This is a genomic window from Wolbachia endosymbiont of Menacanthus eurysternus, from assembly GCA_029715105.1.
Classification (GTDB): domain Bacteria; phylum Pseudomonadota; class Alphaproteobacteria; order Rickettsiales; family Anaplasmataceae; genus Wolbachia.
Genome location: CP085695.1, coordinates 675,088 through 692,710 on the forward strand (window position 1 = coordinate 675,088; position 17,623 = coordinate 692,710).

The window sequence follows — 17,623 nt, forward strand, 5'->3', positions numbered from 1 at the left end:
ATAAAAATTAAGACTTTATAATTTTACAATTTCTAATTGACCACTCATTTAACTAAATGTTAGTATTAAAAACTATTTCTACTTCTCAAAAGTATGATGCAAAATAATATAGTACCAGTTTCAATAGTAAAAGAATTAGAAAACTCTTATTTATCTTATGCAATGAGCGTAATAATAAGTAGAGCTATACCTGACGTACGTGATGGGTTTAAACCAGTACACAGACGAATATTATATGCAATGTTTAAAGCTGGATATGATGCTAATAAACCATATAAGAAAGCAGCTCGTATAGTCGGAGACGTAATGGGCAAATATCATCCGCATGGTGATATGGCTATCTACAATTCTTTAGTTAGAATGGCCCAAAACTTTTCTCTTCTTCTACCACTCATTGATGGGCAAGGTAATTTTGGTTCAATAGATGGAGATCCACCAGCCTCAATGCGATATACAGAAGCAAGACTTCATAATGTTTCGCATTTTTTATTAAATGATATCGATGAAGATACAGTTGATTTTAAACCAAATTATGATGGGAATGAAATAGAACCAGTTGTTCTTCCCGTAGAATTTCCAAATCTTTTGGTAAATGGTGCTAGCGGCGTTGCGGTGGGTATGGCAACAAATATTCCTTCTCATAACCTCGGAGAAGTAATTGATGCTTGCATATTATATATAGACAACCCAAAAGTAACATTAGATGAACTACTCAAGATAATACCAGGACCAGATTTTCCAACTGGAGGAATAATTCTAGGCAAATCTGGAATAAAATCAGCATTCGCTACAGGACGGGGCTCAATTGTTATACAGGGCAGAACTCATATAGAAGATCTTCCACAAGATAGACAAGCAGTAGTTATTGATGAAATACCTTATCAAGTAAATAAAATAAAACTAATCGAAAAAATAGGAGAACTAATAAAAGAAAAAAAAATCAACGGCATAACTGAGATTCGAGACGAATCAGATAAATCCGGAATTAGAATAGTAATCGATCTTAGAAAGAATACTGCAGCAGATTTTATACTGAATCAAATACTAGTTCTTACTCCACTAAGAAGTAGTTTTAATATCAATACTTTAGTTCTTGACAAAAAAAAACCAGTTCTAATGTCACTAAAAGAAATGATTGCCGCTTTTATTAACTTTAGAAAAGAAGTACTAATTAGGAAAATAGAATTTCGTCTAAAAAAAACAAGGGAAAAAGCCCATATACATATTGGGCTCTATATCGCAATCTTAAATATAGATGAAATAATAAAAATTATACTTATTGCAAAAAATTATGAAAAAGCGAGCAAAAAACTTTCAAATGGAAAATGGAAAATTTCAAAAAAAATAAATACAATCATTAACCTAATTTCAAATAATGAAAATTTTTTTAAAAATGGAGTTTACAAATTAACTGAGTCACAAATTAAAGCTATTCTTGACATAAAATTGCAGCGCCTAACAGGACTTGAAAAAATTAAATTGGAAACTGAATTAAATTCAATGATTAATCTAATAAAAGATTATACTACTTTCCTTAATTCAGAAGAAAAATTAATGAAAGAAATCAAAAATAACTTACAAGAAATAAAAAATAAGTTTGCAGTACCACGAAAAACCTCAATAAAGGAATCAGACATAAATATCGAAGCCGAAAGCCTTATTCCACAAGAAGATATGGTAATAACCGTAACTATGAATGGTTATATTAAACGTGTAAAACTTTCTCATTATAAAATTCAACGCCGGGGCGGGAAAGGAAAATTGGGACAAGGATTGAAGGAAAAAGATGTAATTACAAAATTATTTGTTGAAAACACTCACACTAATCTTTTATTCTTCTCAAATATTGGTAAAGTTTATAGATTGAAAGTCTACAAATTACCTCTTGCAGAACCAACAGCGCGCGGAAGAGCATTAATTAATATATTTCCTCTTATTGAAGGTGAAACCATTACTAATATCATGCCACTTCCAAGTGAAAATGATAAAAATCAAAATATAATCTTTGCTACATCTTATGGAAGTATAAGACGTAACTCTTTATCAGATTTTCTCTACATACCAAGTAATGGAAAGATAGCAATTAAACTTAATAAAGGAGATAAACTAGTATCAGTCAAAGTATGCAACGAAACTAATCATGTTTTACTTTCAACAATACTTGGAAAAAGCATTAGATTTATCGTAAGTGATGTTCGCCAATTTAAAAGTCGTAATTCAGATGGTGTAAGGGGAATTAAACTTATAAAAAATGACAGCGTAATATCTATTACCATGCTAAACGGTATAAATATAGCAGCAGAAATAAAAGAACTTTACCTAAAAATCCCGCTTATAAAGAGATTAGAAGCCGCTGTTAATAATACAGTTAACTCTAAATTAAAAAAAATTTTAAATAACTTAGGAATAAATAGCGAACTTTTCTTAAAACTTGCAATAAATGAAGAATTTATACTAACTATTACCGAAAATGGATTTGGTAAAAGAACTTCCGCATACGAATATAGGGTAACAAATAGAGGTGGTGTCGGTATCACAAATATTCTCACTACCAATAGAAATGGTAATGTTATCGCTAGTTTTCCAGTTGAACATAATGACAATGTAATGCTAATTACAGATAAAGGAAAATTAATCCGCATTCCAGTAAATGATATTAGAATTACAGGACGAAGCACTCAAGGAGTCACTTTATTTAAAACAAAAAGTAAAGAAAAAGTGGTATCAGCTGCAAAAATTGAGGATCATGCCAATCCTTGTAAAAAAAGTATTCCATCTTAAAATACCAATAATTGATACAAGTTTTTGTTGATAATTTACACTATTCTAATTACAATGCACTCATAACAAAACAGAAAAATGAATAAAAAACTTTTAATAGCTAAAAAAACTAAAAGAAAATCTCAAAATAAGGATACCACTAAAAATAAAAGTAGGAGGGATTTCATAACGTTAACTACGTGCGCTATGACTGGTATAGGAGTCATAGGTGGACTTTGGCCACTAATTAAATCTATGAGTCCTTCCGCTGAAATTTTAGCGGCATCCACCGTTGAAGTTAATCTAACTGATATCCAAGAAGGACAAGCAAAAAAAGTAAAATGGCGTGGTAAGCCAGTATTCATTCGTAAACGTACAAAACAAGAAATTGAAACATCAAGAGCAATCGATATAAAAAATTTACGAGATCCTCAATCAGACGAACAAAGAGTGCATAAGGGAAAAGAAGAATGGTTAATTATGATTGGAATATGTACTCACCTTGGATGTGTACCAGTTAATTATGTTACAAAAGACGGCAACGGTTGGTTTTGTCCTTGTCACGGATCATATTATGATGCATCGGGACGAGTTATTGGAGGACCAGCACCAAAAAATATGGCTATACCTGACTATTTCTTTTTAAATGAAAACATTGTAATAATCGGCAAAAAATCCTGATACTTTACCCATAATATCTTTACTTATTTTACTTAAAAAAAATTTAGAAAATCGTAAAAGAAAAAGAGAAATAACCTAACACACGAAATATATAAAATACATAATGAACTGTTTTATTTTTATAGTTTTATAAAATCTCCTAAATTATAACCTAATTTACTTTTACTATAATTATATCTGTCTATCAAAGTCTCACTAACAGTTAAAACCATAAATATTATTTTTAACCCCTTAACTTTTTATATATAATAAACAAACTATCATCTTCTATTATAATATTATGCTATTTTAACTAAAAAAATCTAGACAAAACCTTACGTAAAGATAAGAATAAAATATAAAATATAAAACAAATCTTAATAAGGCTTAATCGTGAAAATTGATAAAAAGATTATTCAATTACAATCACTAACCTCTTCTAATGATCGTGTAAAATATGATAGTAAATTAAAAATACTAGAAAATTCATATGCACTTATGAGCAAATTACTACAATAAAATTAAACGAAATTAAAGTAAAATATAGACAAAAATCAGATCAAACTCTAGAACACTTTTACAAAGTGCAAATAAATAAAAAGTTTAAAACACTTTAATCTTGAATGTAATTTAAGAATTTAAAATTAAAACATCAAAAGTTAACAAGCATTTAACAAAATGTAAAGTAAAAAGTAATAAAATCTATTTTAAATTATAAAATAATTGTTAATAAAAATTAAGAATCAAATAATTTCCTAAATATCAAAAATGTAAGATTTTGTGAGAAACATTACTCATTGTAAACAAAAATATAAAATAAATAATTTTAGTTTTATAGACTCTATATTATAGAATATACTACAAATAAGTCATGCATTTTAAAACGAAACAAAATAAATAATCTTGCCAAATAATAATATTATTATATATAATAACCTGATATATAACCAAAACTATAGAACTCATTTTAAGTTAAAACTTTTGATTTCACCCAATGATATAACTTACTTAATTTGCTATCCTGACCAAACACTTCAGAGCTTTTCCCATAAAAAGTATCAATTATTAATCTTATAGAACCTATAACAGCAGAAAACACAGGATTCTTGCTGTATTCAGTATCAAGGCCATTACATGATTTAGGATATCCAATACGAACTTGCTTGTTAAATACATAGCTTGCAATCTCCTTCATACTTAAAAGCTGACTAGTTCCTCCCGTTATTACTACCTTATTAATTGTGTCTTTTTGCTCATAAAATTGCTCTTTTACTAGCTCAAGTATTTCCTCAATTCTAGGTCTTATAATGTTAACAAGTTCAGATTTAAGTACTTGTATAGACTCATTGCTTTCATTACTTTGAATTGCAATATATTCGTCTTTATCTATTGAAGTTATAATAGTATTACCATATAATATTTTCATACGCTCTGCATGTTCTATATTTATACAAAGTCCATAAGCAATATCTCGAGTGATATAAATACCACCAATTGGAATACTATCCGCATATATAAGTTTTCCTCTTTTAAAAATTCCAATCGCAGTAGAACCACCCCCTATATCAACAATAGCAGTTCCAAATTCCTTCTCATCTTCACTTAAACAAGCAAGACCTGCAGAATATGAGGAAGCAATACAACCTCCCATACTTAACCCACTATTATTAATTATGCAATTTTCAATATTAATAAGTGCAGGACGAGAAGCAGTAACAACATTAACATCAACAGACAATTTTCTTCCATACAATCCACTAACTTCTTTTATATCTGTCATATCATCTAAATGATATTTTATGGGTATATTGTGAATAATGACATTTTTCTCAATATATTTTTCAAAAGTTTGAAAAACTACACGCTTTATATCCCGATTAGAAATCTCATGACTAGATGCAATAACTTCATTGTGCACATAAAAAGATGAAATTCCACATCCAGCAATATTAATGTACACCTGATCTATAGTTTCTTCTGAAACTCGTTCAGCTAAATCTATAGTTGATAGAACAGAATAATTCGCATATTTCGCATCGGTTATTGACCCCCCATTTATACCTTCTGAAATTTTGTAACCAATTCCTACTATTTTATAATTAATACTCCCAATAATCTTGACAACTAAACAAATAATCTTTGTTGTTCCTATATCTAAAACAGCAAAAACATTTCTTTTTGGTTTCACTATTACTGCAGAATGCATAATTATTAACTCCTCATTTATAAAAATTGCAGCATTTTTAATAACTCTCAATAATTTCTTATTCTTTATTAAAGACAAAGAAAATAATAACATTTTAATATTATATTTCTAAACACTAGACAAAAAAAAAAATAAAACTTAAAGTTATAATTTTATGTCTAAATTATCGATCTTAATTGCTCCAGATAAAAGATTAAATACACGCGCAAATGAAGTAACAATTATAAACAATGAAATCAAAAAATTAGTAAATGATATGTTCGATACTATGTACCACACAAACGGTCTCGGTCTTGCTGCGGTTCAAGTTGGGGTATTGAAAAGAATTTTTGTTATGGACGTTGTTCATCTGAAGTCTACTACACACACTCCGACAGGATATAAATCAAGCGGAAAATTTTGTATGATTAATCCTAGAATTATTGAATCATCTGATGAGCAAGTAATTCTTGAAGAAGGATGTCTTTCAATACCAAAACAAAGCTACGAAATTAAACGTTTAAATTATTTAACTGTAAAATATAGAGATTTAAATAATAAAGAACATACATTAAAGGCTAGCGGTTGGCTTGCAAGATGTATTCAACATGAAATAGACCACCTAAATGGTATCTTATATATTAAACATTTATCTAAATTAAAATATGATATAGCTATAAAAAAGGCACAAAAACTTAAAAAATACTATGAACATAAACAATAAAGATTTAGAATTATTGAAATTTTATCATGAAATGGGTATCGATTCTGTTCTAATAGAAGATAAAGAAGAAAAAAAAAATAAAAAAAGCATTGATATCCAAACAATAAATACCGAAAAAAAATTAGATTACACTACATATCTAAGTGAAATAAAAGATAAAAAACAACAAGTTATATCAAATGATTGGATAATTGAGGCAAAAAAACTTGCGAGTAGATGCAATAGTATTGATGAACTAAAAAATGTAATTTTATCTTTTAATGGATGTGAAATTAAAAAAACTGCAACTAACACTATTTTTTCTGACGGCAATCCAAATGCGAAAATTATGCTCATTGGCGAAGCACCAGGAATAAATGAAGATCTACAAGGTATACCATTTTGCGGTGTAAGTGGTATGCTGTTAGACAAAATGCTTAATGCAATTAACCTTGATCGCACTAAAGTTTATATAAGTAACACGGTATTTTGGCGTCCACCTGGTAATAGAAAACCTACTAACTTCGAACTTGATGTCTGTAAACCATTCGTCGAAAAACATATTGCGCTAATTTCACCGCAAATTCTAATTCTAGTTGGCGGAATCGCATGTTATAGTCTGTTAGATAAGACAAAAACTATATCAAGTCTACGTGGTAAGTTTTACACATATAACAACCAATATTTATCTCGTTCAATTACTACAGCCATTATATTTCATCCATCTTATTTACTTCGTCAACCATCACAAAAACGCTTAGCTTGGGAAGATTTAAAAAAAATTAGAGACTATATCTTGTGCCACGATATCATCGTATAGATAATTCATATTACTTGTTTAGTAAAATCACAATTAAGATTATTTATCAATAAAATATAATCCCGAAGTGTTATATGTTAATTTCATTATAAATAAAACTTCTATTTAAATAAAAGAACCTTTTATTTATATGTGTAAAAGAACTGTCATAGACAAAAAGAGTCAAAATCAACACAAAACCAACAATATAATTGTAAAATTTACTGCTAAAATACATAAAAATTTATTTTTATATTATAAAAATAGAAGTATTTATAAAAAGAAAATTAATAAGACACTCACCAAAATTTTACCAAGTACACTTATACGATCAATCGTAAAATAATTATATCCAATATATATAAAATATAACTTCTAATAAAACAGAAATACATAGAAATCTATCTCTTAAATTTTGATCTAATTGAATTTAAAAAACAAATTACTTACTTTATAAAGATACACTTAAACTTGCTAACTTATTTCTTTAAAGAGAACTTCAACTAACAATTTATAAAAATTTAAAATAAAAATAACTAATAAAATTAGTAACTCTAACTTATATAGTACACGAACCCCTCGAGAGAAATCCAATAAAATTTAAAAGAAAATATATAAAACAAAATATAGGATGATCCCGGCGCGAATTGAACGCGCGACCCACTGATTAAAAGTCAGTTGCTCTACCAACTGAGCTACGGGATCCTTTATTTATTCTATATCCTTTTATTAAATTAAAATAGAAATTTATTTAATTTAATTAAGATTTAATTTTTAACACCATAAACTATTACTTTTATATTACTATCTCTTCAATGCTAAAAGCAAACAAATCTACAAAAACCTTACTACAAATTTCTTTAAATTTACTAATTTAATACCATATTACCGTAATCCCTCTTTACGAATTTTCACTATAAAGTACAAAAGGTATTATTTTGATTGCTAGCTCTTCAATTCAACCTTCAAATCTAATATCTCCTAAATTTTTTATAATAGAAACCAATACACAAAATAAATAAATTTATAGAACTATATCATGATGAAAAAACATAAAAAGAGAAACTTAATCAATAATTGATTTTGGTCAAAATAATACTTTTAATAATAATGTACTAATATTAAATTATGTCATGTACTAATTAAATTTATTAACTTAACTTACTATTCATATATTTTCTTTTCAGAAAAATTTATTATTCTAAAAACCTCACTATCTTATTTCAAGATAAGGTGCTATTTCCGCGGTTATAGGAGAACCTTCTTCATTTTTATAATATTTTACCATGCCAGATAAATTATAAATCACAAATCTTCCATCATAATATTTACCACCATTCAACAATTTTAGTTACTTATCTTAATTTTTATGCCATAAAAAGATATCGCTTCTTAAAATCCATTTTACTAAATAATTCAATAATTTTAAATATTTTAAAAATTTCTCTTTAAGGTCAATTTATGACTTACCATTATTATTTCAAATAAATTTCAGATATCACCAATTATTACATCTTAAAATTTAACAATAAAATCATTATCCATTTTAATACAACGAATTCCTTATATAAAATATTACTTACTTCGTTCTTAGCGGGAAAATTCCTTGTTTACCATTTAATTAATTTTATTTCCTGCAAAATTCTCTTAATCTAATAATTTTATTATATTTTCTAATATAAAATCTTACACCCTTACTTATTGGTCTTTTTCCGTATAAGATTCCTCCTCTTAGAGAGGCTATATTCCTTTTGATAAAATATAACATTAGAAATGAATAAAATAGAAATAAACTAAAATTATAATAGCTACTTTTATAGTAAATAATTATTACCACCTGATAGCGATATCTCATATTTTATATAAATTCTAACCTTCCACATAATCAACGTATAAGTAAAATAAGTAAACTTTATTCAACAATTTCACCTTAAACACGAAAAACGAAAACCATATTGATCAAGCCAACTAATCTTATTATCATAAAAATTCCTTAAATCACCAATCTGATATTTCAACATTGCGAGTCTTTCTATACCAATACCAAATGCAAAACCATTATATTTATTATGATCTATACCAGTATTCCGAAACACATTTGGGTGTACCATACCACATCCAAGCACTTCTATCCACTTACTACCCTTATAACTTATATCTATCTCTACAGAAGGTTCAGTAAAGGGAAAAAAACTATTACGAAAACGTATTTTTAATTCTTTATCTTCGAAAAATCTTTTAAGAAAATGATGAATAGTAAACTTTAACTGACCCATATTAACATTCTCATTTATGTATAATCCTTCTATCTGATGAAACATAGGAGTATGAACTGCATCAAAATCATTCCTATATGCTCTACCCACAGCTATTATCTTAATAGGAAAAATCTTAGTCTTTTCCATAATTCTAATTTGAACAGAAGAAGTATGAGTGCGCAATACCATTCTTTTATCATTTATTTTATTTTTTAAATAAAAAGTATCCTGCTTTTCACGTGCAGGATGATAACTTGGAGTATTCAATGCATCAAACACATGAAATTCATCTTCAATTTCAGGGCCATCAACTGCCTTAAAAGCCATATGCGAAAAGATAAGCTTCACTTCACTTATAACCTTACTCAATGGATGAATTTTACCAATTCTCTCTGGTCTGCATGGTAGTGTAATATCAACAAACTCATTCTGGAGCTTAAAATTAATCTTTTCAGCTTTTAATACAGCTGTTTTATCTATTATAAGTTGATTTAATTTAAAATATAAAGCATTAATAATTTTACCTAAATCGCGTTTTCTTTTTATATCATCTATTTTTTTTAAATAATCAAAATAAACTTTAAAAACACCTTTCTTTCCAAGATATGCTAATCTAACTATTTCTAAATCTTTCAAAGAAGAAACACTTTTAATCTCAGAAATCGCTTTATCTTCAATTGAGAATATTTTATCAAATTGTTCCTTATTCACTTAAATAATATAATAAATATGAGCTACTTTAATTATCACATTCGTTTAATTACACATTTCATGTTTTACATCATATAAATAAAATACAAGAAAATTTATAAAACACACTATCTCCTCAAAAGGAACGAACTATTTTTATAATAGAAATAAAAATATAACAAGTTTAGATTAAAATCAATTATTAAATAAATAAAATAGAAAGATATAACAACAGGAAATCTTTAAATTTTAATACTTCTTTATAGAATTTCTCTCTCCTTAAGATTTAATGCAAAACTAAAAATTCTACATAAACTTACAAGATTTTCCTATAAAAATTAAAATTAAATCTTAATTATAAAAACTTCAGTACTCAAATACTAAACATTAAACTTGTAAAATAAACACTACAAACCACCTAAGGTGATGCAAAATAAACAAATGATATTATAAAATCTCAAACTTAAACAAAACAGCTTAAATTATCAAACTTAGCTTTTATGAGCTAAAATATGAAAATATTTAGAAATAATTAAAAAACTGAAAAATACTAAAATCTACTAAAGAGATGCCTATAAATATAACATTATAAAATTTTATAAACACAAATTTACAAAAATCCTAGTTAAATTACTTTTAAAAGTACATAAAACTTCAATTTCTTGAATAACTTATATTATTTTAAGATAAAACATTTTAATAGTCAAATTACACAAATTTTGATATTAATATTTTTAAATTTATTTCAATATTTTGAACATTCCTATAAAGAGGGGGAGACATTTTTACTAAAAATTTGTACCACTTCCCGTTTTATTTAACTTCTAATTACAAAAGTTTATTAAATAATAAATAATTCTCACATTAATTTTAAAACCAAAACTACATCAGAATAAAATTCCATAAAACTAACTTAATAAAACAACAAATAATCTAAATTTTCATTATTTGTATTTAATTAAATTAATATTTATTTATACTCATTAAAAATTCTATTGAACAAGAATAAATTTCCTTTATACTTTTGTTAAAATGAATAATCGCTTTTAAAAAGATATCCCTATGATAAAATTGCTCATTAAAACCCATGTTTAAGGGAATTATTACAGATATCGGAATTATAGTTGATACTAAGATTTGTTCTAACTCTGATTGGATCTTTTATATTAAAACAAAAAGTTTGTCTCCCATATATAAAGGAGATTCAATATCCTGTTCTGGTATATGTCTGACCGTTATCGATGTAATTAATGATATATTTATAACTCAAATTTCCAAAAGCACTGTGAAGATTACTAATTTAAATAATTGTTGGAAAATAGGAGAAAAAATAAACTTAGAACAAGCAATAAAAATGAGTGATAGAATTGATGGCCATTTAATACAAGGTCACATCGACGAAACAGTGCAAATCCTCACAATAAATCAGAGTTCTGATTCTCATGAAATAAAACTATCTTGTCCACGAAAACTAATTAAGTTTATCGCAGAAAAAGGATCTGTAGCTTTAGATGGCGTATCTCTAACAATAAATTCAGTTATAAACTATGAATTCACCGTTAACATCATTCCTTATACATGGCAAAATACGACATTCCAATATAAAAAAATAAACGACTATCTAAATTTAGAAGTTGATATGATTTCTAAATATTTAAATCAATTAATATGTCAATAATATTTATGCATAATTAAATTTTACAAATTTACTATTTGTAGCTAAAATCCCAGAGAGAAATAATCACATTAGTATATGATCTTTGATTATATAATTGTTTTTATCGTTATTATATTCGTAATAATATCGATATCTAGAGGATTTATAAAAGAGTTATGCGCATTAATATTTTTATCTCTATCTATTTTTTTTACATTTAATCATTATGATTTTTTTGCTATAAACTATAGCAAGTACTTTGACTATAAAATCACACAAAATGTATTTTCTACAATTTCCGTATTTATCGTGCTCAACCTTATATTTATGATAATAAACAATTTTTTAATGTATATGTTACTACCAATAAGATTAAATCTGATTGATAGAACTACAGGAATTCTTATCGGAGCTTTTAAGGGAATATTGCTTTCCTACATACTATTCTTTGCTGTACATTTATATTGTTATACCATATATGACAAAAGAAACGAAGAATTTGAAAAAATAGAAGATCTAAGCGCTACACTGCCTACTTGGATAACAAACTCCTATTCCTACCAGGTATTTCTATCTATAGAAAACATAATTAACATGTATATACCAGATTCATTGATATTAAAAATTGAAGAAATTAGTAAAAAAGTAATTCAATCAAAAAAAGCAAATAACTAATGAAATAATGTAAACAAAAAAGTTAATACTTTTTATAATTTCACTTTCTTCTTAAAGCTATCTTAATCTAAATATATAGACCTCCAAATTTCACTTTTATCGATTATTGAACACTCAATAATCTAATCTAGATAATTCATATAAACTATTACTTCATACTTTTAGTAAAAAGATATTGATTTTATAATCAATCCCCCATTAAAAAACTTTCTACACCACTGTCGACAATAAGATTGCAATAAAATTTATAGAATAAATAAAATCCGACTCAAAATCTTACTCATTAGCACTTTCATTGGTACATTCCAATTTTTAATGAAAATTAAAAAATATCTAACCAAAGTACTTAATATAAACTTATAATTAAAAATTTTTATCTTATAAATCTCTTTTACTCACTTTTAAAATTTAAATAAATTTTTCAATTCTTAAAATCAATCAAAATAATACTACACTTTATAATTTTAAATTTTGATATTTGGTGCATAAATTCCTATCTTAATATTCTTATTTTGCCTTTATATCTTCAATACAAAACAAAATACACAAAAGGAGAATAATTTTAATCCTATTAGAAATTATCTATATATAAATTTTGACTATAAACTTCTCTCAATAGAGCGTTTTGCTATTCTAAATAGATAGTAAAAATATTTAAAATATGCATTATATAAATATATGTTAAGTAATCTCTGGAAAAAAGGAACAGATTTTCTTGGTAGTGAATTTGCAATAATGGGTGGTGCTATGAGCTGGGTTTCAGAAAGAAGCTTAGTTTCAGCAATTTCAAACTCTGGCGGTTTTGGTGTAATTGCATGCGGCGCCATGTCGCCAGAATTACTAAAAAAAGAAATTATAGAAACACAAAAATTAACTAAAAAACCATTCGGCGTAAATTTAATCACTATACATCCAAATCTAAATCAATTAATAGATGTATGTATTGAATCAAAAGTAAGCCATATAGTTTTTGCAGGTGGATTACCAATAAAGGATAACATAGAAAAAATTAAGAATGTAGGCTCTGAAGTTATATGTTTCGCACCATCATTAAACCTTGCAAAAAGATTAGTAAAAATAGGAGTAGGAGCGCTAATCATAGAAGGAATGGAGGCTGGTGGACATATAGGTCCAGTCAGTACCTCTGTACTTGCACAAGAAATATTACCCTTTTTTAAAAGAGAAAAAACACCAGTATTTGTTGCTGGTGGAATAGGAAGGGGTGAAATGATAGTAAATTACTTAGAGATGGGAGCAAGCGGTTGTCAGATAGGTACTTTATTTGTCTGTACAAATGAATCAATTGCTCATAAAAATTTTAAGGAGGTATTTATTAAATCAGTTGCACGTAATGCATGTTCTTCTGTACAAATAAGTACTGATTTTCCTGTACTTCCAGTAAGAGCAATAGTTAATAAGGCTAGTGATAATTTTATAAAACATCAAAAAGAAATTATTGATAAATATCAAAGAGGACAAATTTCTAAAAAAAATGGACAACTTGAAATAGAAAAATTCTGGGCAGGCGCTTTAAGAAGGGCGGTCATCGAGGGAGATGTTGAAACAGGATCTTTAATGGCTGGCCAAAGTGTTGGTATGATTGATAGAGAAAAATCTGTAAAAGAGGTAATAGATATGCTAATTCAACAAGCAAACAGCTACATTAAAAATGGGTATAGAAATAAAAACACTTAACATCTAATAATACAAACTCAAAACTAGCAAAAACCCTGGCGTAATAATCTAAAATAATCTTCTCTTATTTATTAAGACAAATTACTTTTTAACAAATCCAATTTCCTATACACTAGCTATAAAATTGTCACACTACGAAGTATCTTAAATAAACAATTTATCAAATAATTATAATAAAACTAAACAAAATACATATAATCAACTACATCAAATAGCAAAATAAATCATAAATTGTAAACAAATATCCAATTAAAAATCTCTATAGAATACTACTATGGAAAAATTATTTTTCTCTATGTTTATCTATTAAAATCATAATACTTAACACGGTTTTACTAATTTTAATGAAATAAATTAATAATAGTTTTATTAAACTATAAATTAGCTACTTATTACACTCTCAGATTAAAAAAATCTAACACTTAGAAACTCAAATTGAGTACCAAAATCTTTTTATATATGTATTTCATTTTAATAAAACAAAATAAATTTCCTTGTTATTAACATCAAAGTTGTTATAATTTTCGTATTATTGTTTAAGTGCTTAGTTGAATGCGTGTTCAATTAAATAAAGTGTTGATTTTTATAATGTTACTGAGCTTAGTTCTATCGTATTCAAATAAAGCAGATTTAACTAAAAGTGAACTAGTTAATGATGTAACTATAAAAAATCTTATTCCCACATTTTTAATTGAGGAAACTTTTAGGGAAATAAACCCCTCTACAATCATAAGGATTTGTATTACCTTAGTAATACTTGTAATATTATTTAGAAGTTTAATCTTTTTGGTGATGATATTTAGTATACTAGTTATGATATTTGGTAACACAGAAAAGGCAACTGATTTCTTAAAAGAAAAATTCGCTTTTATAAAAATAAAACTTGAACAAGAGAAAAAATAATAGAAAACCATACTCTCTTGCTTAAAATGCAACAAAAAACACCAATAACTAACATTAGATTTGAAAAATCTAACAACCATCTAGCAACTTTAGAAAAAATTGATTTAGATTTCATTCCATATGCCTGTCATTACGACAAAGAAACTATACTAACAAAACAAGGAGAATTATTAAAAATAATTAAATTAGAAAATTACTCCTATGTTAATAATTGTAGTGACCTCAGGACAGAAATTAGAAATAGTATATCAAAAAATATTAATGATAATTTATACTTCACAGTTTGGATTCACACTATCAGAAAACTTAATAAATTAAACTTAAAATGGAACAAAACTGGAGATTTTTCTGATAAATTACATCTAGAATGGCTTAACAAACTAAATAGTAAGCTACTATATATAAATGAACTGTATATAGTAATATTACTTAGCAATTTTTACAAAGAAACTAACAACTTATTTTTTTTAAATAGAATTAAAAATCAACACAAATTATTTTTACAAGAAAACTACCAAAAATTACAAATTGTAACTGATTTAATTCAAAATGATTTAAAGCCTTTCGGAGCTAAAAAGCTCGGTATGAGATTTATTAGTAAATCTAAAAAAATTTACTCTGAAATGATAGAATTTCTTCATTATATTACTACATTAACTCATAAGAACTATTTAATACATGAAAAAGACCTATCACAGTACATTAAAAATATGAAAATAGCTTTTGGTTTTAATACTTTTCAAATAGTTTTTGAAAACCAAAAAAAATTTGGTTCTATCTTTTGCATAAAAGAGTACCGAGAAATCCCCTTAGAAAATATAAATAAATGTTTACAACTTGATTCTGAATTTATTATTACAGAAATAATAATATTCACCAATAATAATAAGGCAATTAAAGAATTTAAAAAACAAATCAATATCCTTCAAATTAGTGAAGATAACGTTTTACTTAAAAATTCAGAAATTAAAGAAACAATAAAACTAGAAAAAATTTCCTCTGCAAATTTTTGCCAACAAAAAATTATTTTTACAATTTTTGCTAACGATAAAAAAAAACTAATTAAAAACATTAACAATCTATCTACTATAATGTCACTAGTAGGTCTAATGATGTTTAGAACTGATTTACACATGGAAGATCATTTTTGGGCACAACTTCCAGGCAACTTTGTTTTTATTAAACAACCGAAAAATATGCTAAAAAAATACACTTGCAGTTTTGCAATGCTACATGATTTTACATCAGGTACATTAAAAGGAGGAAAATGGAAGGAGGCAATAACTATCTTTTTTTCAAAAAAAGGAAATCCTTACTTTTTTAACTTCCATGCAAGAAAAAATAACGGTCATACTACTATACTTGGTACTCAAAATTCAGGCAGAACTTCTCTAATTAATTTTCTATTATCAGAATCAAGAAAATTTGACCCTAGAATTGTAATTCTAGATAATACAGGAAAATCAACAATTTTTACTAAAGTAGTAAATGGCAAATATTATACAATTGATCCAAAACACAAAAATAAAAGTCTAAAATTTAATCCACTAAATATCGAAGATAACATTTCTAATCGTAATATGCTAATTGAATTAATTAAAAGAATGATAGCTAATAATATAGATTCTCTAGATCTAGAAAAAAAAATAAAAAAAACTGTAAATTATATATTTTCTATACCAAGAAAATATCGCTCTATTTCTCGAATTTCTAAAATGCTCTTACCGTTAGGTGGTGAAATAAGTAAATGGTGTCATGGCGAATTTTCTTATTTGCTTCAAGATGGCAATGAATCTAATATAGACTGGAAAACAAAAATTATATCTATTAACACGTCAAATCTCATAAAACAAAAAGAATGTATGCATGTTGTACTTTACTATTTATTATACTCTTTCGAAACAAAATGTGATGGCTCACCAACAATACTTGTTCTAGATGAAGCATGGGAAATAAGTAATATTTTTTCTACAGAAAAAGAATTTGATATTTGGATGAATAAAATGACAAAATTAAATGTTGTGGTAATTTTAAGTACTGAAAACTTAAATTTAGCATTTGCTAGTAAATTTACCCAATATCTTGATAAGCATATCGATACTAAAATATTAATGCCAAATTTAAATGCAAATAGATTATATATGAAGGCATTTTCTTTATCAAAAGATGAATTAAATACAATCTTACAAACACCAATACAAGAAGGTTTATTTTTAATAAAACAGTATAAAGAGTTAGTAACTTTAAATTTAAACTTAAAAGATATGAGGGAAATACATATACTTTCAGCAAATAAAAATACTATAAAATGCATGCATAAAACAATAAAAGAAAAAGGTAAAGAAATAAATAAATGGTTACCAGCATTTTATGAGAAATGTGAAGCATAGTTTTATTTTAATTACTTTTCTTTAGATGTAATTTTTGTATTACAACTTTAAATTCTAGTTATTTACATGTATAAAATACACACTAAACTTTAGTTAGCAATAAACTTTTAAAATCTTTAAATTTTATTAACATCAATGATGCTTTAGAGTTATTAGAATTAATGAACCTATAAAACAAAATTTTTTAAACAAAACAAATAAAATGAAAAACAAATCTATAAAATAAAAATTAATTTTATTAATCCATA

11 protein-coding genes and 1 tRNA gene are annotated in these 17,623 nt (G+C 26.0%); 9 read left to right on the forward strand and 3 right to left on the reverse strand.

Annotated features, from left to right (window positions below; all coding sequences use genetic code 11):
* Nucleotides 1-96 precede the first annotated feature (96 nt).
* Complete coding sequence (gene gyrA, locus LJI21_02755) at nucleotides 97-2,781, forward strand: DNA topoisomerase (ATP-hydrolyzing) subunit A (protein ID WFW29980.1); 2,685 nt, start codon at nucleotides 97-99, stop codon at nucleotides 2,779-2,781.
* A gap of 78 nt (nucleotides 2,782-2,859) precedes the next feature.
* Nucleotides 2,860-3,441 (forward strand): ubiquinol-cytochrome c reductase iron-sulfur subunit, encoded by a 582-nt coding sequence (gene petA / locus LJI21_02760; protein WFW29664.1) that lies wholly within the window; start codon nucleotides 2,860-2,862, stop codon nucleotides 3,439-3,441.
* 946 nt (nucleotides 3,442-4,387) lie between these two features.
* Here the strand turns inward: petA and ftsA are convergent.
* Complete coding sequence (ftsA, locus tag LJI21_02765; GenBank protein ID WFW29665.1) at nucleotides 4,388-5,719, reverse strand: cell division protein FtsA; 1,332 nt, start codon at nucleotides 5,717-5,719, stop codon at nucleotides 4,388-4,390.
* Between the two features lie 61 nt (nucleotides 5,720-5,780).
* Here ftsA and def point away from each other — a divergent pair, with 61 nt between their 5' ends.
* Both def and LJI21_02775 read left to right on the forward strand, forming a co-directional pair.
* Nucleotides 5,781-6,329: a peptide deformylase gene (def, locus tag LJI21_02770; GenBank protein WFW29666.1), complete on the forward strand. Its 549-nt coding sequence runs from the start codon at nucleotides 5,781-5,783 to the stop codon at nucleotides 6,327-6,329.
* The gene (locus LJI21_02775; GenBank protein WFW29981.1) at nucleotides 6,319-7,128 is read left to right on the forward strand and encodes a uracil-DNA glycosylase; all 810 of its coding nucleotides are present in this window, start codon (nucleotides 6,319-6,321) and stop codon (nucleotides 7,126-7,128) included. Before def ends, LJI21_02775 begins: the two co-directional genes overlap by 11 nt.
* A 611-nt stretch (nucleotides 7,129-7,739) precedes the next feature.
* On the opposite strand, the gene LJI21_02780 is transcribed toward LJI21_02775, so the two are convergent.
* Both LJI21_02780 and pheS read right to left on the reverse strand, forming a co-directional pair.
* A tRNA-Lys gene (locus LJI21_02780) sits at nucleotides 7,740-7,812 on the reverse strand.
* A gap of 1,220 nt (nucleotides 7,813-9,032) precedes the next feature.
* Nucleotides 9,033-10,076, reverse strand: coding sequence for a phenylalanine--tRNA ligase subunit alpha (gene pheS / locus LJI21_02785; GenBank protein ID WFW29667.1), 1,044 nt, complete (start codon nucleotides 10,074-10,076; stop codon nucleotides 9,033-9,035).
* A 1,066-nt stretch (nucleotides 10,077-11,142) separates the two neighbouring features.
* Here pheS and LJI21_02790 point away from each other — a divergent pair.
* From LJI21_02790 to LJI21_02810, 5 genes are all read left to right on the forward strand, one after another.
* Nucleotides 11,143-11,733: a riboflavin synthase gene (locus LJI21_02790; GenBank protein ID WFW29668.1), complete on the forward strand. Its 591-nt coding sequence runs from the start codon at nucleotides 11,143-11,145 to the stop codon at nucleotides 11,731-11,733.
* Between the two features lie 75 nt (nucleotides 11,734-11,808).
* On the forward strand, nucleotides 11,809-12,387 hold the full coding sequence (locus LJI21_02795; protein WFW29669.1) for a CvpA family protein: 579 nt from the start codon (nucleotides 11,809-11,811) through the stop codon (nucleotides 12,385-12,387).
* 678 nt (nucleotides 12,388-13,065) lie between these two features.
* Nucleotides 13,066-14,082 carry a nitronate monooxygenase gene (locus LJI21_02800; GenBank protein WFW29670.1) on the forward strand — a complete coding sequence of 339 codons (1,017 nt, stop codon included), beginning with the start codon at nucleotides 13,066-13,068 and terminating at the stop codon, nucleotides 14,080-14,082.
* Between the two features lie 552 nt (nucleotides 14,083-14,634).
* Nucleotides 14,635-14,985 (forward strand): hypothetical protein, encoded by a 351-nt coding sequence (locus LJI21_02805; GenBank protein ID WFW29671.1) that lies wholly within the window; start codon nucleotides 14,635-14,637, stop codon nucleotides 14,983-14,985.
* A 26-nt stretch (nucleotides 14,986-15,011) separates the two neighbouring features.
* Nucleotides 15,012-17,375 carry a type VI secretion protein gene (locus tag LJI21_02810; protein WFW29672.1) on the forward strand — a complete coding sequence of 788 codons (2,364 nt, stop codon included), beginning with the start codon at nucleotides 15,012-15,014 and terminating at the stop codon, nucleotides 17,373-17,375.
* Nucleotides 17,376-17,623: the final 248 nt, after the last annotated feature.

What these genes read in the sequence shown, in the direction of transcription:
- gyrA (WFW29980.1), top strand. Translation starts at nt 97, where the DNA reads ATGCAAAATAATATAGTACCAGTTTCAATAGTAAAAGAATTAGAAAAC.
- petA (WFW29664.1), top strand. Translation starts at nt 2,860, where the DNA reads ATGAATAAAAAACTTTTAATAGCTAAAAAAACTAAAAGAAAATCTCAA.
- ftsA (WFW29665.1), bottom strand. Translation starts at nt 5,719, where the DNA reads ATGTTATTATTTTCTTTGTCTTTAATAAAGAATAAGAAATTATTGAGA.
- def (WFW29666.1), top strand. Translation starts at nt 5,781, where the DNA reads ATGTCTAAATTATCGATCTTAATTGCTCCAGATAAAAGATTAAATACA.
- LJI21_02790 (WFW29668.1), top strand. Translation starts at nt 11,143, where the DNA reads ATGTTTAAGGGAATTATTACAGATATCGGAATTATAGTTGATACTAAG.
- LJI21_02795 (WFW29669.1), top strand. Translation starts at nt 11,809, where the DNA reads ATGATCTTTGATTATATAATTGTTTTTATCGTTATTATATTCGTAATA.
- LJI21_02800 (WFW29670.1), top strand. Translation starts at nt 13,066, where the DNA reads ATGTTAAGTAATCTCTGGAAAAAAGGAACAGATTTTCTTGGTAGTGAA.
- LJI21_02805 (WFW29671.1), top strand. Translation starts at nt 14,635, where the DNA reads ATGCGTGTTCAATTAAATAAAGTGTTGATTTTTATAATGTTACTGAGC.
- LJI21_02810 (WFW29672.1), top strand. Translation starts at nt 15,012, where the DNA reads ATGCAACAAAAAACACCAATAACTAACATTAGATTTGAAAAATCTAAC.